At 60.4% G+C, this 19,426-nt stretch carries 21 protein-coding genes and 1 pseudogene; 9 read left to right on the forward strand and 13 right to left on the reverse strand.

From position 1 onward, the window contains the following. Positions 1-16: 16 nt before the first annotated feature. On the reverse strand, positions 17-541 hold the full coding sequence (locus tag BCY88_RS26790) for a thioesterase family protein (protein ID WP_120347445.1): 525 nt from the start codon (positions 539-541) through the stop codon (positions 17-19). A gap of 363 nt (positions 542-904) precedes the next feature. Between BCY88_RS26790 and BCY88_RS26795 the strand changes: the two genes are divergently transcribed. Further along, complete coding sequence (locus BCY88_RS26795) at positions 905-1,630, forward strand: ABC transporter substrate-binding protein (RefSeq protein WP_259461536.1); 726 nt, start codon at positions 905-907, stop codon at positions 1,628-1,630. Positions 1,631-1,689: 59 nt separating this feature from the next. Here BCY88_RS26795 and BCY88_RS26800 read toward each other — a convergent pair whose 3' ends face one another. The 3 genes from BCY88_RS26800 to BCY88_RS26810 form a co-directional block, all read right to left on the reverse strand. Beyond that, positions 1,690-2,064, reverse strand: coding sequence for a tautomerase family protein (locus BCY88_RS26800; protein ID WP_120347183.1), 375 nt, complete (start codon positions 2,062-2,064; stop codon positions 1,690-1,692). A gap of 84 nt (positions 2,065-2,148) precedes the next feature. Further along, the gene (locus BCY88_RS26805; RefSeq protein ID WP_120347184.1) at positions 2,149-2,949 is read right to left on the reverse strand and encodes an acetoacetate decarboxylase family protein; all 801 of its coding nucleotides are present in this window, start codon (positions 2,947-2,949) and stop codon (positions 2,149-2,151) included. Between the two features lie 264 nt (positions 2,950-3,213). Beyond that, positions 3,214-4,155 (reverse strand): aromatic alcohol reductase, encoded by a 942-nt coding sequence (locus BCY88_RS26810; protein ID WP_120347185.1) that lies wholly within the window; start codon positions 4,153-4,155, stop codon positions 3,214-3,216. Positions 4,156-4,411: 256 nt separating this feature from the next. Between BCY88_RS26810 and BCY88_RS26815 the strand changes: the two genes are divergently transcribed. Then, positions 4,412-5,326, forward strand: a complete 915-nt coding sequence (locus BCY88_RS26815; protein WP_120347186.1) for a LysR family transcriptional regulator — start codon at positions 4,412-4,414, stop codon at positions 5,324-5,326. Here the strand turns inward: BCY88_RS26815 and BCY88_RS26820 are convergent. Together BCY88_RS26820 and BCY88_RS26825 are read right to left on the reverse strand one after the other, a co-directional pair. Then, positions 5,323-5,841: a cupin domain-containing protein gene (locus tag BCY88_RS26820; RefSeq protein ID WP_183081459.1), complete on the reverse strand. Its 519-nt coding sequence runs from the start codon at positions 5,839-5,841 to the stop codon at positions 5,323-5,325. The genes BCY88_RS26815 and BCY88_RS26820 overlap by 4 nt on opposite strands. Further along, positions 5,841-6,575: an NAD-dependent epimerase/dehydratase family protein gene (locus BCY88_RS26825; protein WP_120347188.1), complete on the reverse strand. Its 735-nt coding sequence runs from the start codon at positions 6,573-6,575 to the stop codon at positions 5,841-5,843. Before BCY88_RS26825 ends, BCY88_RS26820 begins: the two co-directional genes overlap by 1 nt. Before the next feature lie 138 nt (positions 6,576-6,713). On the opposite strand from BCY88_RS26825, the gene pdxR reads away from it, so the two are divergent. Then, a complete protein-coding gene (gene pdxR / locus BCY88_RS26830) occupies positions 6,714-8,249 on the forward strand; it encodes a MocR-like pyridoxine biosynthesis transcription factor PdxR (protein WP_120347189.1) in 1,536 nt (511 codons plus the stop codon). A gap of 139 nt (positions 8,250-8,388) precedes the next feature. Continuing rightward, a complete protein-coding gene (locus BCY88_RS39615) occupies positions 8,389-8,622 on the forward strand; it encodes a hypothetical protein (protein ID WP_147408560.1) in 234 nt (77 codons plus the stop codon). 244 nt (positions 8,623-8,866) lie between these two features. Here BCY88_RS39615 and BCY88_RS26835 read toward each other — a convergent pair whose 3' ends face one another. Next, positions 8,867-9,616, reverse strand: coding sequence for an SDR family oxidoreductase (locus BCY88_RS26835; RefSeq protein ID WP_120347190.1), 750 nt, complete (start codon positions 9,614-9,616; stop codon positions 8,867-8,869). 150 nt (positions 9,617-9,766) lie between these two features. Here BCY88_RS26835 and BCY88_RS26840 point away from each other — a divergent pair, with 150 nt between their 5' ends. Both BCY88_RS26840 and BCY88_RS26845 read left to right on the forward strand, forming a co-directional pair. Beyond that, positions 9,767-10,684 (forward strand): AraC family transcriptional regulator, encoded by a 918-nt coding sequence (locus BCY88_RS26840; protein WP_183081460.1) that lies wholly within the window; start codon positions 9,767-9,769, stop codon positions 10,682-10,684. A gap of 196 nt (positions 10,685-10,880) precedes the next feature. Beyond that, entirely contained in the window at positions 10,881-11,249 is a 369-nt protein-coding gene (locus BCY88_RS26845) for a nuclear transport factor 2 family protein (protein WP_120347446.1), read from the forward strand. A gap of 177 nt (positions 11,250-11,426) precedes the next feature. Here BCY88_RS26845 and BCY88_RS26850 read toward each other — a convergent pair whose 3' ends face one another. Further along, a complete protein-coding gene (locus BCY88_RS26850; protein ID WP_120347192.1) occupies positions 11,427-12,254 on the reverse strand; it encodes a hypothetical protein in 828 nt (275 codons plus the stop codon). A 91-nt stretch (positions 12,255-12,345) separates the two neighbouring features. Then, on the reverse strand, positions 12,346-12,846 hold the full coding sequence (locus BCY88_RS26855) for a hypothetical protein (RefSeq protein ID WP_259461521.1): 501 nt from the start codon (positions 12,844-12,846) through the stop codon (positions 12,346-12,348). Between the two features lie 25 nt (positions 12,847-12,871). On the opposite strand from BCY88_RS26855, the pseudogene BCY88_RS40465 reads away from it, so the two are divergent. Then, a pseudogene (locus tag BCY88_RS40465) lies at positions 12,872-13,050 on the forward strand (IS6 family transposase); the annotation flags it as partial. Between the two features lie 9 nt (positions 13,051-13,059). Here BCY88_RS40465 and BCY88_RS26860 read toward each other — a convergent pair. Next, positions 13,060-13,485: a hypothetical protein gene (locus tag BCY88_RS26860; RefSeq protein WP_120347193.1), complete on the reverse strand. Its 426-nt coding sequence runs from the start codon at positions 13,483-13,485 to the stop codon at positions 13,060-13,062. A 500-nt stretch (positions 13,486-13,985) separates the two neighbouring features. Here BCY88_RS26860 and BCY88_RS26865 point away from each other — a divergent pair, with 500 nt between their 5' ends. After that, the gene (locus BCY88_RS26865) at positions 13,986-14,579 is read left to right on the forward strand and encodes a TetR/AcrR family transcriptional regulator (RefSeq protein ID WP_120347194.1); all 594 of its coding nucleotides are present in this window, start codon (positions 13,986-13,988) and stop codon (positions 14,577-14,579) included. Here the strand turns inward: BCY88_RS26865 and BCY88_RS26870 are convergent. Then, entirely contained in the window at positions 14,547-15,626 is a 1,080-nt protein-coding gene (locus BCY88_RS26870; RefSeq protein WP_120347195.1) for a helix-turn-helix domain-containing protein, read from the reverse strand. The two genes, BCY88_RS26865 and BCY88_RS26870, sit on opposite strands and share 33 nt — an antisense overlap. Before the next feature lie 122 nt (positions 15,627-15,748). On the opposite strand from BCY88_RS26870, the gene BCY88_RS26875 reads away from it, so the two are divergent. Beyond that, on the forward strand, positions 15,749-16,720 hold the full coding sequence (locus BCY88_RS26875) for a LysR family transcriptional regulator (protein WP_120347196.1): 972 nt from the start codon (positions 15,749-15,751) through the stop codon (positions 16,718-16,720). 2 nt (positions 16,721-16,722) lie between these two features. Here the strand turns inward: BCY88_RS26875 and BCY88_RS26880 are convergent, their stop codons facing one another. Further along, positions 16,723-18,201, reverse strand: coding sequence for a M81 family metallopeptidase (locus tag BCY88_RS26880; protein ID WP_220669695.1), 1,479 nt, complete (start codon positions 18,199-18,201; stop codon positions 16,723-16,725). A gap of 38 nt (positions 18,202-18,239) precedes the next feature. Beyond that, positions 18,240-19,403: an iron-containing alcohol dehydrogenase gene (locus tag BCY88_RS26885; protein WP_120347198.1), complete on the reverse strand. Its 1,164-nt coding sequence runs from the start codon at positions 19,401-19,403 to the stop codon at positions 18,240-18,242. Between the last annotated feature and the right edge of the window lie 23 nt (positions 19,404-19,426).

The following is a 19,426-nucleotide window of genomic DNA, read 5'->3' on the forward strand; positions in this document are numbered from 1 at the left end:
GGATGGAAGGCATGGACTAGTTAAACGCCATGCCGCCTTCAGCCTCGCTCCATCTCGCAACCCATTCAGGCAATTCGGGCGACGGCTGCGTAATCTCAGACAGTTGCAGCAATTCCGCAGTCGTCACGACGCCGCCACTGCGCTTCAGGAATCGCGCCCGCACAACGGACAATGCGACTTGCACGTCGTCGCGCACGAACCCTTGTTCGATGAAGATGTGCTTCTCATCCCAACCGATAACCCGCGTGTGGACGTTATAGGCGTTGCCAAGTTCGAGCGACCGGTGAAAACGCATCGTTTCCAGCGTGACGACCGGATACCAACCCCGCGCCTTCAATTGCCGCCATAAGCCGCTACGCAGCATCAGATCCACGCGAGCCAGATCGAGGATCGTGAAGTAACGGCCGTTGTTCATATGGAGCAATACATCGAGGTCGTTTAGCCAGACGCGAAAAGGCGTGACACAGGTATCGAGCACCTGCAGCCGGCTCCGGCGACGACTGGTGAATAACAAAATCAGCAAGCGAATTAATAGACTCATGCGGAAACCTTCGTGATGGAAACACGCCGCGTGCGGCATGGAGACCCGAATGGTAGTCGCGCAGAGAAGATCCGAGGCGCGGATGGCCGCGCAAATCTGTAGAACACTCCCTCGAAAAGATGCGACATGCCCTAGCGAATCACGACATGGGAATAGGGTGTCTGCGCATGTCTTTCGACCAATGCCAGGCTACTATCGCTCTGACGCGTTAATCAAGGGCAACCCAACATGACCAGGCCTTCAATCGCAAAACGCCGCAGCGGCGTGTTCAGAACATTGGCAGCCTCAATGACGTCAAGTGCGGTCTTGTCCGTGTGTGTTTTGACACCCGCTGCCGGACAAACGAAAGACCCGGCGCCGTCGATGGCGACGGTGTTCGCGCCGGGCGGCACGCTGCGCGCATCGATCAATCTCGGCAATCCGGTACTGGCGAGCCTCGATCCGGCGACAGGCAAACCGGTCGGCGTGTCCGTCGATCTCGCCACTGAATTCGCCAAACGGCTCGGTGTGCCGCTGCAACTGGTCGCGGTCAAGTCGGCGGGAGATTCGGTTGAAAACGTCAATCAGGACAAAGCGGATATCGGTTTCTTCGCCGTCGATCCGAAGCGTGGACAGGAAATTGCGTTCACCAGGCCGTATGTTCTGATAGAAGGGTTTTATCTCGTGCGTGACACTTCGCCGATCACCCGCAACGAGGAGGTCGATCGATCTGGCGTGACGGTCGCGGTCGGCAAGGGCAGCGCTTACGATCTGTTTCTGACGCGCGAACTCCATCACGCGACAATCGTGCGGATTCCAACCTCACCGGCGGTTGTGCAGGGCTTTCTGGATCAGCATCTGGACGTGGCTGCAGGCGTCAAGCAACAGCTCGAAAAAGACGCGGCCCAAGCGGGCGGACTGAGAATACTGGATCAGCGCTTCATGGTGATCCGTCAGGCGATGGGCGTGCCAAAGGCCCGTGGCGATGAAGCGGCCGCGTATCTGTCGAGGTTCGTTGAAGACATGAAGGCGTCGGGCTTCGTCGCGGCGTCGCTCGCGCGGCATCACATCGCGGGCGCGACAGTCGCGGGCAATGACAACGACGAGTAGCGCGTCAAGCGTTTGTGCCCTTGAGGTGCCCAACCTGATGCAAGACTTTCGTGCTGGCGCTATTCGCCCGCGACGTCGGGCATGACCTGTCCCATCTCCATCGCCTGACTGGCCGGCACCTCCTGAATGCCGACGACGATCTGGTCATCCGGCGCGCCCGTCGCGGTCTGAAACAGTTTCCAAAGACGCTGTATCAATTCACGCTTATATTCAGGTGACCGACCGGCCCGCATCAGAAGCGTGAGCGAGGCAGTTGCAGCGGGCTCGCCTGCGGTGAACCCGCTGCCCGGTGCATAGTCCTGGAACACGACATGCACCCAATTTTTCGGCACACCTGCGTACCCGGAATGCAGAGTCGTCAGTTCCATTGCAAGCCTGGCCCTGGCGTCACTGCCGAGTGTGCCTTCCTGAGTAATCAGGGTGTAGAGCGGCATGAGCGCGACTCCTTGACTGATGTTTCGCGGGCCTTCGCGTTGACGGAGGCCCGCATAGCCTGCCCCCTTGTTAACTCAAGGCGATCATCCGGCGTAGTTCTTCAGGATGCGCAGATCGGTCACGGAGTACGCCATGCCGAGCCGGTAACCGCGCCCGACGCGCACGGGCGCAATCAGATGCATGTCCTCGCCGTCGACCTCGGGAATCTTCAGTTCTGCTGATCCGGTCCAGACATCCACGATCGCGAGATTGTCGGTGAGCGACATCGTGAGTTCATCGACCGGCGGTTTCTCCTGGAATCCCGCTGCGAGTTGAGGAAAGTAACGGCGCATGGTCGTTGGCCGGTTGAAGACGGTCGCCGGGTCAGCGACAGGTTCCTCGAGCTGGATACGGGCGGTCGCCAGCCGCTCGCCGTGGGCGGACACACTGGCGCCAAAGCGGCTTCCTTTGGCAAGCGGCGCGGCAGCCAGACTGGGCGCGGAGAAACTGCGAGTCTGGTAGACGCTCGCGAGTTTCTTTGGAAACCCCTGCGCCCATCCCCGGGCGATGGCGGCGTCGTTATCGACAAAGATATACGGGCAGTAATTGACCGAAACACCTTCGAAGATCGCCTCGACCAGAACGAAGGCCTCGCGGTACTGATACCGGGCCGGGTCCGTCAATTCGTCATTGGAACCCGTGAACTGCCAATCCAGAAACCAGAAGAAGGCCCGGCCGCCGGATTTCTCGTCTGCCGTGAAGCCTGGCGGGAGGAGCGCCGCGATCGCTTTCTGGTCGGTCCAGTATTCGATGGCAAGACAGTCGCTGGAATAGTGCCACGGTGGCAGCGTCGCCAGTGCGGACTTTCCTTGCGGAGTGACAGGAACCGAAAACGCTTTAGGCATCTCGTTTCTCCTTGACCGAGGCGACGGGACGTCGCTATACATGGAATCCAGGCGTTTCCAGGGAACGCCGCGCATCACCTGACGCGGACGTTCGTGGGCACAACGCGTGATCAGAATGCGATCTGCGTTAGCGCGCGATCCGGCGTGCCGTGCGTGAGGCAATAGTGGCATTGCTCGCCCGCCGACGCTTTCGAATTCGCACGACGGCTTGACTGTCATTGCTGGCCGCCAGGATAACGGCGGCCAACCTGACTATCCGCACCGCTAGACTGAAGCGCCTTCGCTGACCGGCAGGTTTTGCCGCATCCAATCTTCAAGCCCGCAGACGGCGATTCCGCGCTGTCCATTGAAAGTCTGTCTCTTGTCCCATGACACGCCGCGCCCCTCCGCGAATACGACCCGGTACTTTCGCAACGAATCGTGCGGGTCCGCGGCAAGCTGGCGCTTCAATTCCGGTACGCTCCATTCCACGCGACGAACCTTCAGGTGAAGTAGCGTGTCGACCGTGTCCGCCAGTTGGCGGTAAGTCACCGTGTCGCCCGCGACGTACACGACCTGGTTCGCGAATCCGGGTTCGGAAAGCACGATGGCGGAGGTGAGCGCGCCGATGTCCTCGGCAGTCGTCACCGTCACGGCGGTGTCCCAGCTGCCCAGCGCATGCACGGTGTTCTGTGCAAGATCCACGACACCGAACGACGGATCGAACAGGAAGCTCGTAAACATCCCCGTCGATACGATGATCCATTGGGTCCGATCCTGTGCGCGGAGCAGGTCGCGCACGTCCAGCTGTTCATCGAAAAGGTCCTGTGCGCTTCCTCTGCCAATGACGTCGTAATCCACGCCGAACTGCCATGGGACGTACCGTTCGACCTGGGCATCGAGGACTGCCTGCGCGATCTTGAGTTGTACCCCGGGGCCGCCGACAAACCCCGTGCAGGAGACAACGGTATCGAATCGGGCGAAGACCTCGGCGAGCGCCACAACGGATTGCGCCGTCAGGTCGCCAGGGACCAGTTCAACGCCCAATGCCCGCAATTCCGCGACATCCTTCTGTTTGTCGGGATTCGTGGAGTTGATGGTCGACGGACGAAGCAGCACGGCAACAGAAATACCGGTGGCTGAGCCGGCGCGTTGGGCGAGATTGCGCAGCACGGCCATGCCGAGTTCACCTGCGCCTAAGACGAGAATTGCGTTATCGCGAGACATGTGTGTTCCCCATATTGGGAAGAAGATCGTGAAGGAGCGTGCACTCCTTTCCTGCTGACAAGACGCCGGAAAGAAGGCACGACGAACGATCTGAAGTGTAGGGGCCCGCACGTGCCGCATTGTTCGCCATGCCGGAATACAGAACGCAAGCGCGCCGAACCGGACCGCGTGAACTGGAGGTTGCACGGACAGGTTTTGACCGGCGTGGCTGGCAGCAGCGGTAAGATGGCCGGCAAATCCGCCACGTGTGCCACTCATGGACAAACTTCAAGCAATGACGATCTTCGTGCGCGTTGTCGAGGCTCAGAGCTTCAGCAAGGCGGCGGAAACCTTGTCGCTGCCGCGCTCGTCGGTTACGACAATGATCAAGACCCTGGAGGCGCATCTCGGTACCCCTTTGCTCAGGCGAAGCACGCGAAGGCTCAGCCTGACCGATGCCGGCGCGCGCTACTTTGCATCGTGCCAGGCCATTCTGTCGGACATTGCCGAGGCTGAAAGCGGATTGTCGATCGATTCGGCGAATCCGCGCGGCCGGGTGCGAGTGGACATGCCCGGAGTGATTGGTCGCGCGATCGTGTTGCCACGGCTGCGCGAATTCGAGCAACGCTTTCCAGATATCGAGCTGGTGATCGGTCTTAGCGATCGTCCCGCTGATCTGATTTACGACGGTATAGATTGCGTCATTCGCTCCGGTGAACTAACGGACTCGACGCTGGTTGCACGGCGGCTCGGTCAGTTGACCTGGATAACCTGTGCGGCGCCGCGCTATCTGAAAGAGCACGGCGAGCCCGATTCCGTCGGTGCCTTGCGCGCGCATCGGATAGTCAATTACCTGTCGAATGCGACGGGCCGTCCGATGGACTGGCGCTTTAACGTCGATGGCGAAGACCTCGCCATGACCATGCCAGGTCGATTCGCCATCAACGAAACCGAGGCCTATTTGCAGTGCGGCCTGGAAGGGCTGGGGCTGATCCAGTTGTCGGAGTTTGCCGCTTTTCCGTATCTTCAAACCGGGCGCCTGAAAGAGGTGCTTTCCGATGCAAGATGCTCGCCGGTGCCGGTTTCGATTGTCTATCCGCACGGCCGGAATGCGAGCGCCGCGATCAAGGCGTTTGTCGACTGGATCGTCGAGATCACGACGTCCGCGTCACCATTTAGCAGCGAGACCTAATCCGGTGGCAACACCAGCGGCCCGCAACCCGTGTCGGCGACGAAGGTCGCAAGCAGCCGCGCCGGGTGCGTCGGATCGGGATTCTCGGCGAACAGATGGAGCGCGCGCGGCGGCTCGAACCACGTTTGTCCACTCACGTAGTCGACCGCTGCTCCGCCCTCCATCTGCGAGCGGATGGTCCCTTCCAGCACGACCGCCGTCACCGAACCCGGGTGACGATGCGCCGGCGTAAAGCCGAGCGGCGGAAAGTCGACGATGGCTGTTGTCACCGATTTTCCCGGTGCGTTAGGCAGTGCTTCGCACGATAGAACCTTGACTGTCGAAGCAGGACGATTTGTGGCACCGGCAGCCGGCGAAGCGCTGGACAGCAACAGGGCCACGCCGCCAGCGCATAGATCCGCAATCCAGTCGAATGCTGAACGGGGCGCTGCCGGGCCGGCCATCAGCACGGACGCCACGATCGCGGCAAGCATCGGTGGCCTGCCTGACAGGGCCGGCAGATTACGCGGGGTCATCAGCGCGTCACCGATCGCATGTCGGGCGACCAGCCTAATTCACGCTTGGCCTTCGCGCTGTTGACCTCGGCGGCATCCTCCGCGATGTTGTACACGCCCGCTTTTTCCCGTTGAAGGGCGAGCAATGCCGCATACGCTGCGGCTTCAACGTGCAGTGGGCTTGAACCTGCGGGGGCATCGGCGCCTGTGCCAGGCCCGTAGATCTGCCCATACCTCAGCACCGTGCCAGTCAGCGTCCCTGCTTCCAGCACGTGTTGCTCGAGCGCGGCTACGCCCCGCACGCTCGTACCGCGTGTACCTTGTGCGTCGACGTCGAGCGGGCAGCTTTCGTCGTAGGGCGTCACGCCTGGCCGATATGCCCACGCAATGCTTTGCGCAATCATGCGGCTGCTGCCGGCCGACACGGCCGCGGCGACCAGGTGCTGCGTTCCCTCGTCACGTATCCTGGCGTTGGCTGTTACCGCCTGAGCCATTCGAGCGGGGTCGAGTCCCGCAGGCAGATCGGTCAATTGATGAATCACGGTTTGCGGCGCGATATGAAGCAGCGCGTCGCGTAAGGCGGGCGCGTCGAATACATCGACAACAACCGGCGTGACCCCCGCGTCTTCGAGTTTTTTCGCCCGGTCGGCGCGCCGCGTGCTGCCGAACACCGTGTAACCAGCGGCAATCAGGAGCGGCACAAGCGCGGTGCCGATCGCGCCGCTTGCTCCAGCTACAAAAACCCTGTGTGTCATCTCTCTTCTCCTGTTTGAGTTGGCGACCGTCTGCCACGGTTGGTCGCGCTGTCGATACAGAAGACGATAGGGCTTTTAATGGTCGTGAAAAAGATCCATTATTGCGAAATGGATTGAGCCAATTTGGAATGAGCGACGATGCGCCGAGCCGAACAGATTGAACTTGCACTGGCGCCGCGAGCGGACGGTATGCCCCTGCAACGCTGGCTATACGACGAATTACGCTCGGCGATCCTGACGGGCCGGCTGTCGCCGGGTGCGCGCCTGCCATCGTCGCGCGATCTTGCAGCGCGATTCGCTTTGTCACGCGGAACGGTGCTGAGCGTGTTTTCGCAACTCGATGCGGAAGGCTATCTGAGCGGCGCCGTAGGACGAGGCAGTTTCGTCGCGCCGGAACTGCCCGAACTGTCCGGGCGGGGTATCGATAGCGGCGACCGGGTGTCGAGCAAAAAGCGCGATGGACGCTCAGGCGCGGCCGAGCGCAATGGCGACAGGGACGGCGGCGCACAAGCGCGCGCCGTCGCACTCTCGATCCGCGGCCGTCTGCTTGCGCGAAGCGCTTTTGACGTAAGCGGCCGCCCAGGTCCTGCGCGGGCTTTTCGCGCCAGTCAACCTGACCTCGATGCGTTCCCGTTCGAACTGTGGGCACGGCTGGCAGCAAGACGCGCACGCCGCACCCGGCGAGATCTGCGGGGTGACGGCGAGGCGCAAGGATACCGGCCGCTGCGCGAGGCGATTGCTGAGTACGTGGGCATGTCACGCGGTATCGCCTGCACCGCCGGCAATGTCGTGATGCTGGGCAGCGTCCAGCAGGCTATCGATCTGGCCGCGCGCTTGCTGCTCGATCCGGGCGACGCCGCGTGGATTGAAGATCCGGGCTATCAGGGCGCGCGCTTCGTGCTCGAAGCAGCAGGTGCGCGGGTTATCGGTGTGCCTGTCGATGCGAGCGGTATCAATGTGCAATGGGCGCGGCAGCACGCTCCCGAAGCACGTCTTGCATACGTCACGGCCGGGCGGCAGGCGCCGCTGGGACCGTCGCTCGCGCTCGAACGGCGGTTGTCGCTGCTCGAGTGGGCGCGCGATCGAGGCGCCGTCATTGTCGAGGACGACTACGACAGCGAATACCGCTTCGAGGGCCATCCACTGGCCGCGATGAAGAGTCTCGACCACGATGGGCACGTGATCTACTGCGGCACGTTCAGCAAATTGCTGTTTCCCGCGCTGCGGACCGCATACGCGATCCTGCCTGAGCGCCTGGTCGATTCGTTCGTGGCCGCATTGTCGTTGACGGCGCGGCATGTGCCACTGGATCAGCAGTCGGTGTTGCATGAGTTCATCGCGGAAGGCCATTTTGGCCGGCATATTCGGCGCATGCGCATGCTGTACGGCGAGCGTGCCGAAGCACTGACGGCGGCTGCTGACCGGCATCTTTCCGGATTCCTGCATATTCCCCGGATCACAGCGGGACTCGATGCACCGGCGTTTTTTCCACCCGGCACGGATGACACCGACATGGCACGCCGCGCGGCTCGCGAGGGTATCGAGACGCGCCCGCTGTCACTGTATGCGATCGACCGTCCCGCGCCGCCGGGACTGGTGCTGGGTTTTGCGTCTGTCGACAGTGCTGCGATCGAGTCGGGGATGGCTGTTCTTGCGCGCGCACTGGGGCGTTGAGCGACGATCCACTCCACAGGTGTTTTTGCCTGAGCCTTCTGTGCGTGCAATCGTGTGTGCAATCAACCGGCAGCCTGGCGGGTTCTGGCAGATAATCTGCCGTGCAGTATCCGTTTGACCTCCTGAAGAGGACGTTGCCATGAGAGTCATCCTCGGCTTGTTCGGTGTAGCTGCATTTGGCGCAGCGCTCGGTCCGCTAGGCTGGTTGGTATGGCTTGCCCATACCCATGCGCTGACCACGATCCTGACTTATCAACTCGTGATTGCGATCCTGGTCGCGTTGCTGATCGGAGCTTGCTGTCTGGCTGCCAACTGCTCATTGAATCGCCGCTCCCCGCTGTCCCCAGTCGCGCAAACGTTACAGCGCAGGTAGGCAGTGAGCGGCGCAATACCGCCGCCTGGCAATACGGGGCTATTTGCGAACTACGGGCTTCTCGCAAACGATTGCGAAGCAGCTTGTATTCCAGAGCGCACCACCACGGAATAATTTCATTTTCCCAGCGCGTGAAAGTCATGCATCGCAATCTCCTTGTCGTAATGCGCTGTGGTGCGCCGAGGTGCGCTGTGGTTCGCGGATGCCATTGCCGGTTTCAGTTCAGGGCAGTGGTGCGGCCTGGTCAGCGAGCCTCGGCTGCCCACGCTTCGGCGTCGGCGCCGGCCGGGATGCGCATCGGAGATGATGGGTCGGTCGCCGCGCGCCACACGGCTTCGGCGACGTCCTGTGCTCGCGTGATCGGGGCAGACTCATCCCCGAAGCTCGCAAGGACTTTGCTGGCAAGATCGGCATAGGCTTCATGGTCGAAGCCGTGTATATGGGCGCGCGCGTTCTCGCCAAAGCGGGTGTCCGGCGCACGGCCCGGCAGAACCAGGTGTGCCCGTACGCCGAACTGCTCGAGTTCCAGCGCCATCGACTCGGTGAATGCGTTTACTGCCGCCTTGCTCGCGCGGTACGCAGCAAGCAGCGGCAGCGCCTTGAGCGTCACACTCGACGTGACGTTCACGACAACGCCGGCCTTGCGCTGCCGAAACTGTGGCAATACCGCTTGCGTTAATACGATCGTCCCGATGGTGTTGGTCTCGAACAGCTCGCGCACCGTCGCGAGCGGGACGAGTTCGGCGGGAGCCGCTGCGCCGAAGCCCGCGTTGTTGACGAGGACGTCGATTGGGCCTGCGGCCTCGACAGCCTTGCGAATGCTCTCCGGGTCCGTGACGTCGAGCGCCAGCACACGCAGGTGATCTGAAGGCGGCAGCACGTCGGCGCGCGGCGTGCGCATCGTGGCGACGACCCGCCAGTCGCGGGCGAGGAAGAAGCGGGCGGTCTCGAGGCCGAATCCGGAAGAGCAACCTGTGATCAGTACGGTTTTCATGGAAACTCCAATGTCGATCGGAGTGGGTGCGGCGCACTGACTCCGATCTCATGCAACAGGGTTGCTGGGTGAGGGGTGTCCATACGATAGATCGCCGAGGTCGTACTTGCTACAATCAAAAATCCGAATTTCATTTGCAGGAGTCCGGCGATGATCGATCCCTTGGCCGAAGTCGTGATGCTGCTGCAGCCGGGTGCCCGCTTCTCCAAACTCGTCCACGGCGCCAGTCCCTGGCGCATCAGCCGCTCGGATGCCGGCCAGCCGTTCTATTGCGTGATCCTCGAAGGTGGGTGCCGCATCGCGATTGACGGGCATGAGCCGATCGAACTTCTGTCGGGCGACTTCATCCTGATTCCAGCGGCGTATGGCGTCGCGGTGTCCAGTCTCGAGCCGCCGCCGCCGGGCGTCGAGACGGCTGCCCCCGTCGCGCTGGGCAACGGCGAATTCAGAATCGGCGCCCCGGATCGTCCGGTCGACGCGCGAATGATGGCGGGTCACTGCAGCTTCGGTTCGCCGGATGCGTCGCTGCTGGTTTCGCTGCTGCCGCAATTCGTGCATGTTCGCGGCGAACGGCGGCTGGCCACGCTCGTGGAGCTTGTACGAGAGGAATCACGCGAGCAGCGGCCGGCGCGCGAGGTTGTTCTCTCGCGGCTGCTGGAAGTGCTGCTCATCGAGGCGCTGCGATCCATGGCCGGAACGGATGCGTCGCCGGGTCTGGTGCGCGGACTCTCCGACAGCCGCCTTGCGGTCGCGATCCGGGGAATGCACGAACGTCCGACGCACGCATGGACGGTGGCTGAGTTCGCGAAGGAGGCCGCGCTTTCGCGTTCGACCTTTTTCGAGCGCTTCAACCGCGCAGTCGGCGTCGCGCCGATGGAGTATCTGCTCACCTGGCGCATGGCACTCGCGAAGGACCTGCTGCGCCGCAACGTTGGCCGCGTTGCCGAGATTGCGCAGCGTGTCGGTTACAGTTCTGCCAGCACCTTCAGCGTCGCGTTCACCCGGCACGTTGGCCGGCCGCCTACGCAATATGCGCGCGAGGAACAGGCGGCTGCGAATAGCGCGTAAGACGACGCAAACTGAACGAGCGCCGCTGGCTTAATCATGTCACACATGCATATACTGCACGATCGCCAGATGGTTCGCTCAGGTATCCTGAACTCATGCGTCGATGCGAAAGTATTCGCTCGGGGCGACCGTTGACAGCGACCAGGCCAAGCGCCTGCCGACCTCAATAGCATGTCTTGCGATGGGAGAATCAAATATGGATGACGTGACGTTCATCAACCGATATGAAGCAGCACTTCGGACAGCTATGCTGACCAACGATGTCGAAGCGCTCACTGAGTTGCTGGATGACGATCTGGTTTTCACCGGTCCGGATGGCCAGCTCCTATCGAAGGAAGACGATCTATCCGTTCACCGCGCCAGGCTTTTGCGTCTGGATCAACTGGATCTGTATGAAACCAGAATTCACCGCATCGGTGAGATGATCGCAGTGACCACGAAGGCTACGCTCAGTGGCCACTTCGGGCCAACCCCGTTCGACGGCACGTTCGCTTACACGCGACTGTGGAGGCAATCTGGTGCCTATTGGCGGATCGTAGCCGGGCATGCTGCCAAAATTGGATGACGCCATGTCGATTCGACAGGCTGCCTGTTCCCAATAAGCTGAAGTTCAAACACACGGGTAGCGAAGAAGCCGGGCAACACGCCACGGCCGACCCGCGATGGGCGCCCGATTCCGAACACTCACCTGGCAAGGTGTCGATCGGCACCCGGGCAGAGGCAGCGCAATTGGCCGGCGCGCTCAATTACACTGTGTATTGAGCCACGCGGTCATGTCGTTAAAGCCACGCGTGAACCTGGGCGTTGGCGTCAGGTGAGATGCGTTGGCCTGGAGCCGGATTTCATCGGCCATATCGTTGACGTCGTCGCGCAGGTTTTTCTGTTTCAGTGTGGTGGAAATATCGTTGAAACTTTGTGCGAGTTTCAGGTGCATCTCCGGCGTCGTTTTGTCCGTTCCTGGTTCGGCCATCGCTGCCAGGCCGACGCTCACGATCGCGAGTTTCAGGCAGGGGCCGATCTTGTCGGGCCTCATGTTCCCACCGTTTCTAGCCATATCGGCCTGCAACTGCTGCCGTCCCGCCGCCTGCATCGCCAGATGGATTTCCTTCTTGTGCTGACGATAGAACGCCAGATTCGCAGGGCTCGTCATCGACACACCAGCGGTACCGTTGCTGGACATTTCCGGATGCAATTGCCTTATGTCTTCGAAGGTGGCCATCATCAGCGCCGAGCCGCCAAGAACGTAGTCGTGGCCGGTCAACCCCTGGCTCGCGAGATAGGCGCTGATACCGGGCCGGGCGTTGAGCGTGGCGGTCATCGCATCGAGCGACATCGCTTTGCCGTCCTGACTCAGTGACGTCAGGTCCAGCGACTTGACCGGCGCCTTGGGGTCTGCCGCGATCGTCAGCCATTTTTCGAGAAACCCGGCCGTTAAAGGGTAATTGCGCAGGCTTGCCAGATCGGCGGCAGATGGGCCGCGCTGTGCATCGGCCGCGAATGCGGGTTGGCCGATTGCGACCACGAGCAAGGCCGCCAGGACGGCACGACGAAACCGATGATTCAACTGCATAACGACGCTCCTGATGACAAAGGCTGAACATGCCCGATGCGATCTTTGACGAGATGAATTGGGCAACGTCTTGTGACCGTCGCTGACTGTGCTAGAAGCCCCATCCGCTCACATAGTGTCCGCAGGAGTTATTGTTTATTGCACCATTGGTTTTCATAATGTAGCGAGTGATGGTTCCGGACCGGTCCGTAAAGAATGTCATCACGCAATCCGTATTGGTCGGCACATAATCATCGTAGGAGCCCTCCTCGATAATGTTAGGCGCAACCAGAGTCCGGTATCCCTGGGTAACGTAATGCCCGGGGTGGTAACCAAAGGTATAGACGTAGGCGTTTTCCTGGGCATTGGCGCGATAGGTGGCGGGTGTCGCCCCTTTCCAGCTCGGCAGCATTTCCTTGATGTTATGGCCGACCAGGGCATCCATAGCGTTGCGTGTCGGTGAATAGGGTGAAAGTCCCATGCAGCCCGAGAGGGCCAAGGCGGCGATAGCCGCCATTAACAAGGTTAGCCTTCCTGTCAGCATTATTTTTCTCTCAAAAAGGGCGCCGTTGGTCCGGAAAGTCAGATCGTGTTTGCGGAAACAAAGACTCACGGAGATACCTTGACACCGCCAGGAGGACAAGGCGGCTGCGCGACGTCCTTCTGAAAAGACCGTGGCCCGGAACGATTCGCCTGAGACGGTGGCCATTGACAGGAACGGCGTGACCTGACAGCCCTTCACACGATTAATGTCCGGCGCGAGGCGCCCATCAAGGTTCGCCGGGTCAGGTATTTAAACAATGTGCTCGAACAGAACCCCGGATTGTCATCCTTTCCCTTTCGGACTCAGCGGCGAAAAACTCTTCACTACACGGTTATGGAAGTAGATCATCACACCGTAGCTCGGCTCATGCCCTGCTACCGCATTCCTTGCCAGGTCGTCTGCCGTACCCAGTGATGGAACGTGGTTGAGCAGGAAGCCGAAGGTATCCTGAGATGTCGAGTTGCGGTAATCCCACCGGCCGTCGGGGTTATCCAGATAGGAGTCGGTGCTTTGAGGTTCGCCAAAAGTGCGGCGGACATCAGCTTGGGTCGTCTTTCCAACAACAAGATTGGCGCGCAAGTAATCGATATTGAATTTATCTGCGCCCATCGCGGATCCGACGGGTTTGGAGTCCATCACCGAATCAGTCATGGTGTTGCATGCTGACAGCCCGACGAGAACCAGGGAAGCCACAATCTGTTTGAACATGATCTTCCTGTTACTTTTGGTTGTTATTGAGTTCAGCCGCTATTGGCGGTAATTGCTGATTCTTTCGCGTTCTGGATAGATCGATCCTGAACAATTGAGAAGCATGTTTCCCCAAACTTTCAAACACAGTTCACAGGCGTGATGTGAGCGAATTGACACTCGTGAACTCGATCTACGATTTTCCGTAGACCGCTAATCAAGATGGAGAATGGGCATCTCCGTTTCGTAAAAAATACCGGAACGGCTTGCGCATCAAGCCTGAAGCTCGATTTTTTAGATAAGAACCGTTTTTATGAGTCTGAAGTATATAGATCGTTCTACCTTGATGTCAACGAAGTCACATTGGATTTATTTTCAAACCTGCGGAGCATAGAATCGCCTGGTGCGGAATTTTTCGACTCGCAGTTGGTACGCCCGATTCGGGCATAGGGTCATCCGGACAACCCGCGCGGTTCTCAGATGCTAAAATTGTTAAATAGCCTGCAAGGGGAGGGGAAAGGATGTCTGTGAACAAGCGCCAGCAGATAGTGGACAAGGCGACAGAGCTGTTTTCAAAGCACGGCTTTCATCCCGTGGGCGTTGACTGGATCATTGACGAATCGGGTGTGGCGAGAATGACCATGTATCGCCACTTTTCGGGCAAGGAAGATCTGATCCGGGAAGTTCTGGAGCAGCGCTACATCGTTATCGTCGAGGGCATTGAGCAGCGGTTGGCGCCGCTACCGGATGCCACTTCCCGGTTGAAAGGCATCTTTGAGTGGTACGAAACATGGTTCGAGAGCCCTGAATTTGCGGGATGCCTGTTCGAACGTGCCCTTGCCGAATTCGGCCCGGCCTATCCCAAGGTGTCCGAAGTGGCGCTTCGCTACCGGGAGAAATTGCAGGGTTGGATGGGCGAAATTCTTCGGGAGATCGTACCGTCGCAGACGGCGCACCAGTTGGCTGGCGTGTGCCTGATGTTGTTGGACGGCGCAACGATCGACGCCCGCGCATTCGGTGACCCCACTGTTGCGACGCGAGCCTGGCATGCTGCAGACCTTCTTCTGCGTCAGACAACGGACTCACGCTCGCGTACAGCAGTTGATTCGGCATGATGTGTCATTCACCGCCGATTCTCGCAAGGACTCCGAAGGCCGCTTGCCGAAAAGCTTGCGATAGTCCGTCGCGAACTGGCTCAAATGCCAGAAGCCCCAGTCGGCAGCCACGCTTTGCACCGTTCTTGGCGAACCCGCCTGCGCCGAACTCAAATCGCGCCGCACACCATTGAGCCGGATTGCTCGCAGATAGGACACGGGTGTCATGCCCAAAGTCTCTTCGAAGCAGTATTGCAAGGTACGCCGGCTCACGTGGAATTGACGGCACAACTCGGGCACCGCGATCGGGCGGTCACGGTGCGCCAGAATATAGTCCCGCGCCTGCATGACGATCCAGTAGCGATCCGACTTCGAGCGGCTTTCCGGTGGGTCGACTGTTTGCAATGAGCTCACCAGGTCAAACAACATAGCCAGCACGGAAGACCGCAAATTGTTGCTGGCAGTTGCGGAGAACGGCTGCGGGTCCGCTTGCGCAGTCAGCAAAAGCATGTTCAACGTATTGCACAAGCTAGTCTTGCGCGATGTGCCCACATTCAGAATTTGCCGGCCCAGCACTTCGTCGGAGAAATGGACCCGTTCGACTTCATTGGCATGCGCGCGTAATTCGGCATCCGCCATCACCACGCCGAGGATCCGGTACTCGCTCGCCGTCACCAACTCGAATTCGTCCCGGCCTCGCATGACGGCCAATGCGTCGTCGGCAATCAGATGGCCGTCAATCAAACCTTGGCCTTCATTTTTCAATGGAATGCCGAACCAGTAGGCATCAGAACCGACCTCGCAGGTTTGCCTCAGCGCGTGACTGGTGGTTTCGCAGAATATCGTCATATGCGGCAGGCGCAACTCGTTCACGCTGCCTGAAAAACCGCCTGGCGCCAGCTGGTCGTAAGTTTGCCGCCAGCCTGAGAGATTTCTCGCCTGTTCGTCGGCGTCGCTGGCGACCCGGGTGTTGATACAAAAACCGTCGGGGAACTCCGGCGCCGTGGCGCCCGAAAACGGCACTTCATAAGCCGCGTCGGGCTCTGAAGCAGCAGACGAGAAAGTCATATGCTTGTCTATCCGATTCTGATGTCGCTTTTTGCACCCACGCCAACAGTGGGTACACTACCCCGGGATACAGCACCCTCGCGCTCGCGGCCACTTGCCGTCGCGGTTAATCAGGCGGTCTTATGCAAAATGGCATTCATTTCGATCTGAAGGCGCTCGAAGTCTTCGTGCTTGTCGTCGAATCCGGCGGCATGACAGCAGCAGGTCAACGGCTCAGCATCACGCAATCCTCAGTCTCTCAAACGCTATCGAACCTGGAGCAGGCACTCAATCTCCAGCTCCTCGATCGCTCGCAACGGCCTCCGTTGCTGACACCTGCGGGCCGCCAGTTCTACAACCGCGCCTGCACGCTGCTGGATGACGCGAGGCATTTGAGTCAGGAGTTCCACAAGCCGCCGGGCGAGCCGCTCAAACACATTCGCATCGCCTTGGTCGACTCCATGGCCACCAGCATCGGCGCCGAATTGTTGAGTGCGATACGGCAGCGCACCACTAACTGGTCGATGGTCACGGGCCAGTCACATCAGCATGCCGAAGCATTGCTATCGAGGCGGGTGGACATCATCGTTTCCGATGACCTGGTGTTAAAAAACCCTTTGCTGTACCGCCAGCGCATCTTGCGCGAACCATTCGTACTGGTTTTGCCCGGCGACTTCAAAGGACCCGTTCCATCACTGCGCAGCCTGCTGGTCAGAGACGATTTCATTCGCTACAGCAATACCACGGTGATTGGCCGCAGTATCGAAACGCAGTTGGAGAAATGGGGCATTCAACCGCCTTTGCGCCTGCAACTCGACAATTCGTTTGCGATCATGCAACTGGTGATGGCCAATGCCGGCTGGACCATCACGACACCGTTGTGCTTGCTGCAGTCCGGGCTGACACCGGACAAAAAGTTTTCTCAGGCGTTTCGCCTGATCCCGATACCCGGCGAGGAATTCTTTCGCGAACTCACCATGGTCGCCCGCCAGGACGATCTCGGATTGCTGCCGCAGCAACTCGCCGAGGACAGCGTACAGTTGCTGAAGAATCGCTTCTTGCCCATCATCGAAGCGAATGCCCCCTGGTTGCTGCCGTCTATCGTGTTGGGCTGATTTCAAAGCAGTTTGACGCCGGGTCTCAGTTTTTCGTAACGCAGTTGGTGCAGATCGGCAACATTGATGCCGGGCGCGGCCACCACCAGAATTTCGTTCGCCAACGCGGCAAAGTCGGCCCGGAAATGAACCGAGCTCTTGAGTACCAGGATGCGGTAATCAGCGGGGTTGGCGCCGACGTGCCGGAACATTGCCTGATCGGCGGCTTGCTGTTTGCGGCTTGATACGACGATCTCCACGCCGAGTGGGCCACCACACCGCACGCGGGCCATGGGCCCGAGATCCATCTGGCAGCCAAGATAGAACGGCCCCGTGCCGGTGAAACGGCCGGTTCCGAGCGCAAGCACTTCGAACGGCACCTGCAGCGGCCCGGCCCCCATGCCACCGGCGCCGCCCAGCGGCGCGTGAATAACCGCGCCGACGCCCGCGCGCGCCGCCGCTTCGACAAAGTCCGCATCGCACAGCACGCCGGCGCAGACACGTTGCGCTTTTTGCCGTAGCAACTCGTGCAGGATGTCGGTTGTTTCACCGCCACCGCCGCCGCCCGGATTGTCCTGCGTGTCGGCCAGGATGACCCTGCCGCCGCCTGGCCGCAGCGCCTGTTCGAGCGCGTGCGCGACTGCATCGGCCGGTGCATGGAGGCGCCCGCCGAAGTCTGTCTGTCTGGCCAGAACAGCTTGCGTCAAAGCGTCGACCGCCGCCTCGACTGCGATCGGATCGCAGCCGTAGGCAATCACGCTAGGGCCACTGTGATGAATATCGGCGAGCGGAAAGCCCGGCACAAATTCAGCGACAAAAACCTGTTCCGATGCCAACGACTCACCGAACGCCACCAAACCGCGCATCGGCTCGGTCAAGGTGCTTTGCCACGGCATGGGAATCAGAAAGGGCACCTGGCGATAGCCTTTGTACAGCGTCGCGCCAGCGAGCAACTTATCCAATAGCGCGAGCGCCCGCTGCCCGGTCCGCATCATGTCGATATGCGGATAGCTGCGATACGTGAGCAGGCCGCTTGCATGTTCGATCATGGCCGGCGTGATGTTGGCGTGAAAATCGAGCGCCGCCACGATCGGCATCGTGGCGCCGACCCGGTGCCGCAAACGCCGCAGCAATTCTCCCTCGCCGTCTTCCAGATGCTCGCTCACCATCGCGCCGTGCAGATCGAGCAGCAACGCGTCGAGCGGACCTGCGTCGCGAATCATCCGGTCGAGCATGAAGGCAATGGCTTCGAACGCATCTTGTGTGACCGGGCCGCTCGGATTCGCGGAGGCCCACAATAGCGGGACTAACTGGTGCGCCGGCCGTGCGGCCTGGATGAAACCGTCGATGGCCAGATTGACGCCCGAGACCGCGCCGAAGATTTCCTCGCCAACCAGCAAGCCCGGCCACGCGTCCGCTTCGACGAACGTAGCAAAACTCGCCCGGCTGGCGGCGAAAGTATTGGTCTCATGCAGAAAACCAGCGATCCCGATTCTTGCCACAGCATTCCCTCGATAACACTGACTGATTCGCTCCGGCGTTACAGCAGGCCTTCTACCGCGGCCGTGAAAATGCGGCTGTACTCGGCGGCGCTGAACGGTATCGGATTGGTTCCGGCAGATCCGTCAGCCACGGCCATTTCACCGATCTTCGCCGCGTCGCGCGCGTCGATGCCGATGTCCCGCAGCGTATGAGGAATACCGAGCGACTCGCGCATGGTCAGAACCCATTCGAGGAACGATGCGAACGACGGCTGCGCCAGTTCCAGATAGCGTGCCAGCAATTCGATCCGATCCTTGATCGCCGATTCGTTCGCCTTGAGCACATACGGCATCAGAATGGCGTTGAGCATGCCGTGATGAGCGTCATACAGCGCGCCCAACGGATGGGCCAGTGCGTGCATTGCCCCCAGACCACGCTGAAACGCCGTGGCGCCCATGCTCGATGCCACCAGCATTTGCAGACGCGCGTCGAGATCGTGGCCGTCCTTGACGGCTCGCGGCAGAAACTGCTTGATCAGGCGAATCCCCTCGACGGCGATGCCGGTCGCCATCGGGTGATAAAACGGCGAGCAGTAGGCTTCGAGGTTATGCGACAGGGCGTCCATGCCGGTCGCCGCGGTCAGTTTCGCCGGCAGGCCTACCGTCAACTCAGGATCGAGGATGACCACCGCGGGCAGCATCTTCGCGTGAAAGATGATTCGCTTGACGTGGGATTCGTCGTCGGTGATCACCGACGCGCGCCCGACTTCCGAGCCGGTTCCCGCCGTGGTCGGTACGGCGACGACAGGCGCCATGCCGGCCACGTTGACGCGCAGATAGTTGTCGCCGACATCTTCAAAGTCCCACAGCGGACGATCCTGCCCGACCATCAGCGCGACGGCTTTGGCTGCATCGAGGGCCGAGCCGCCGCCGAAGGCGATCACGCCGTCATGGTCGCCGGCCTTGAATATCGCCACACCGTCGTCGACATTCTTGCCGGTGGGGTTACCCTTGATATCGTGAAACAGTCCGCACTCGAGACCCGCGGACTTGCATTGATCGAGCGCGCCGGCGATCAGCGGCAACGCCGCGAGACCTGGGTCGGTGATCAGGAGCGGCCGGCGCATGCCCAGGCTTTTGCACCATTGAGCCAATTCGCCAATGCGGCCTGCGCCGACCTTGACTGCGGTCGGGTAATTCCAGTTTGCGGTGGGGAGTGACATGCGAGTTCCTTCGAGAGTCCCGT

The organism is Paraburkholderia fungorum (genome assembly GCF_003610895.1).
GTDB lineage: Bacteria > Pseudomonadota > Gammaproteobacteria > Burkholderiales > Burkholderiaceae > Paraburkholderia > Paraburkholderia fungorum_B.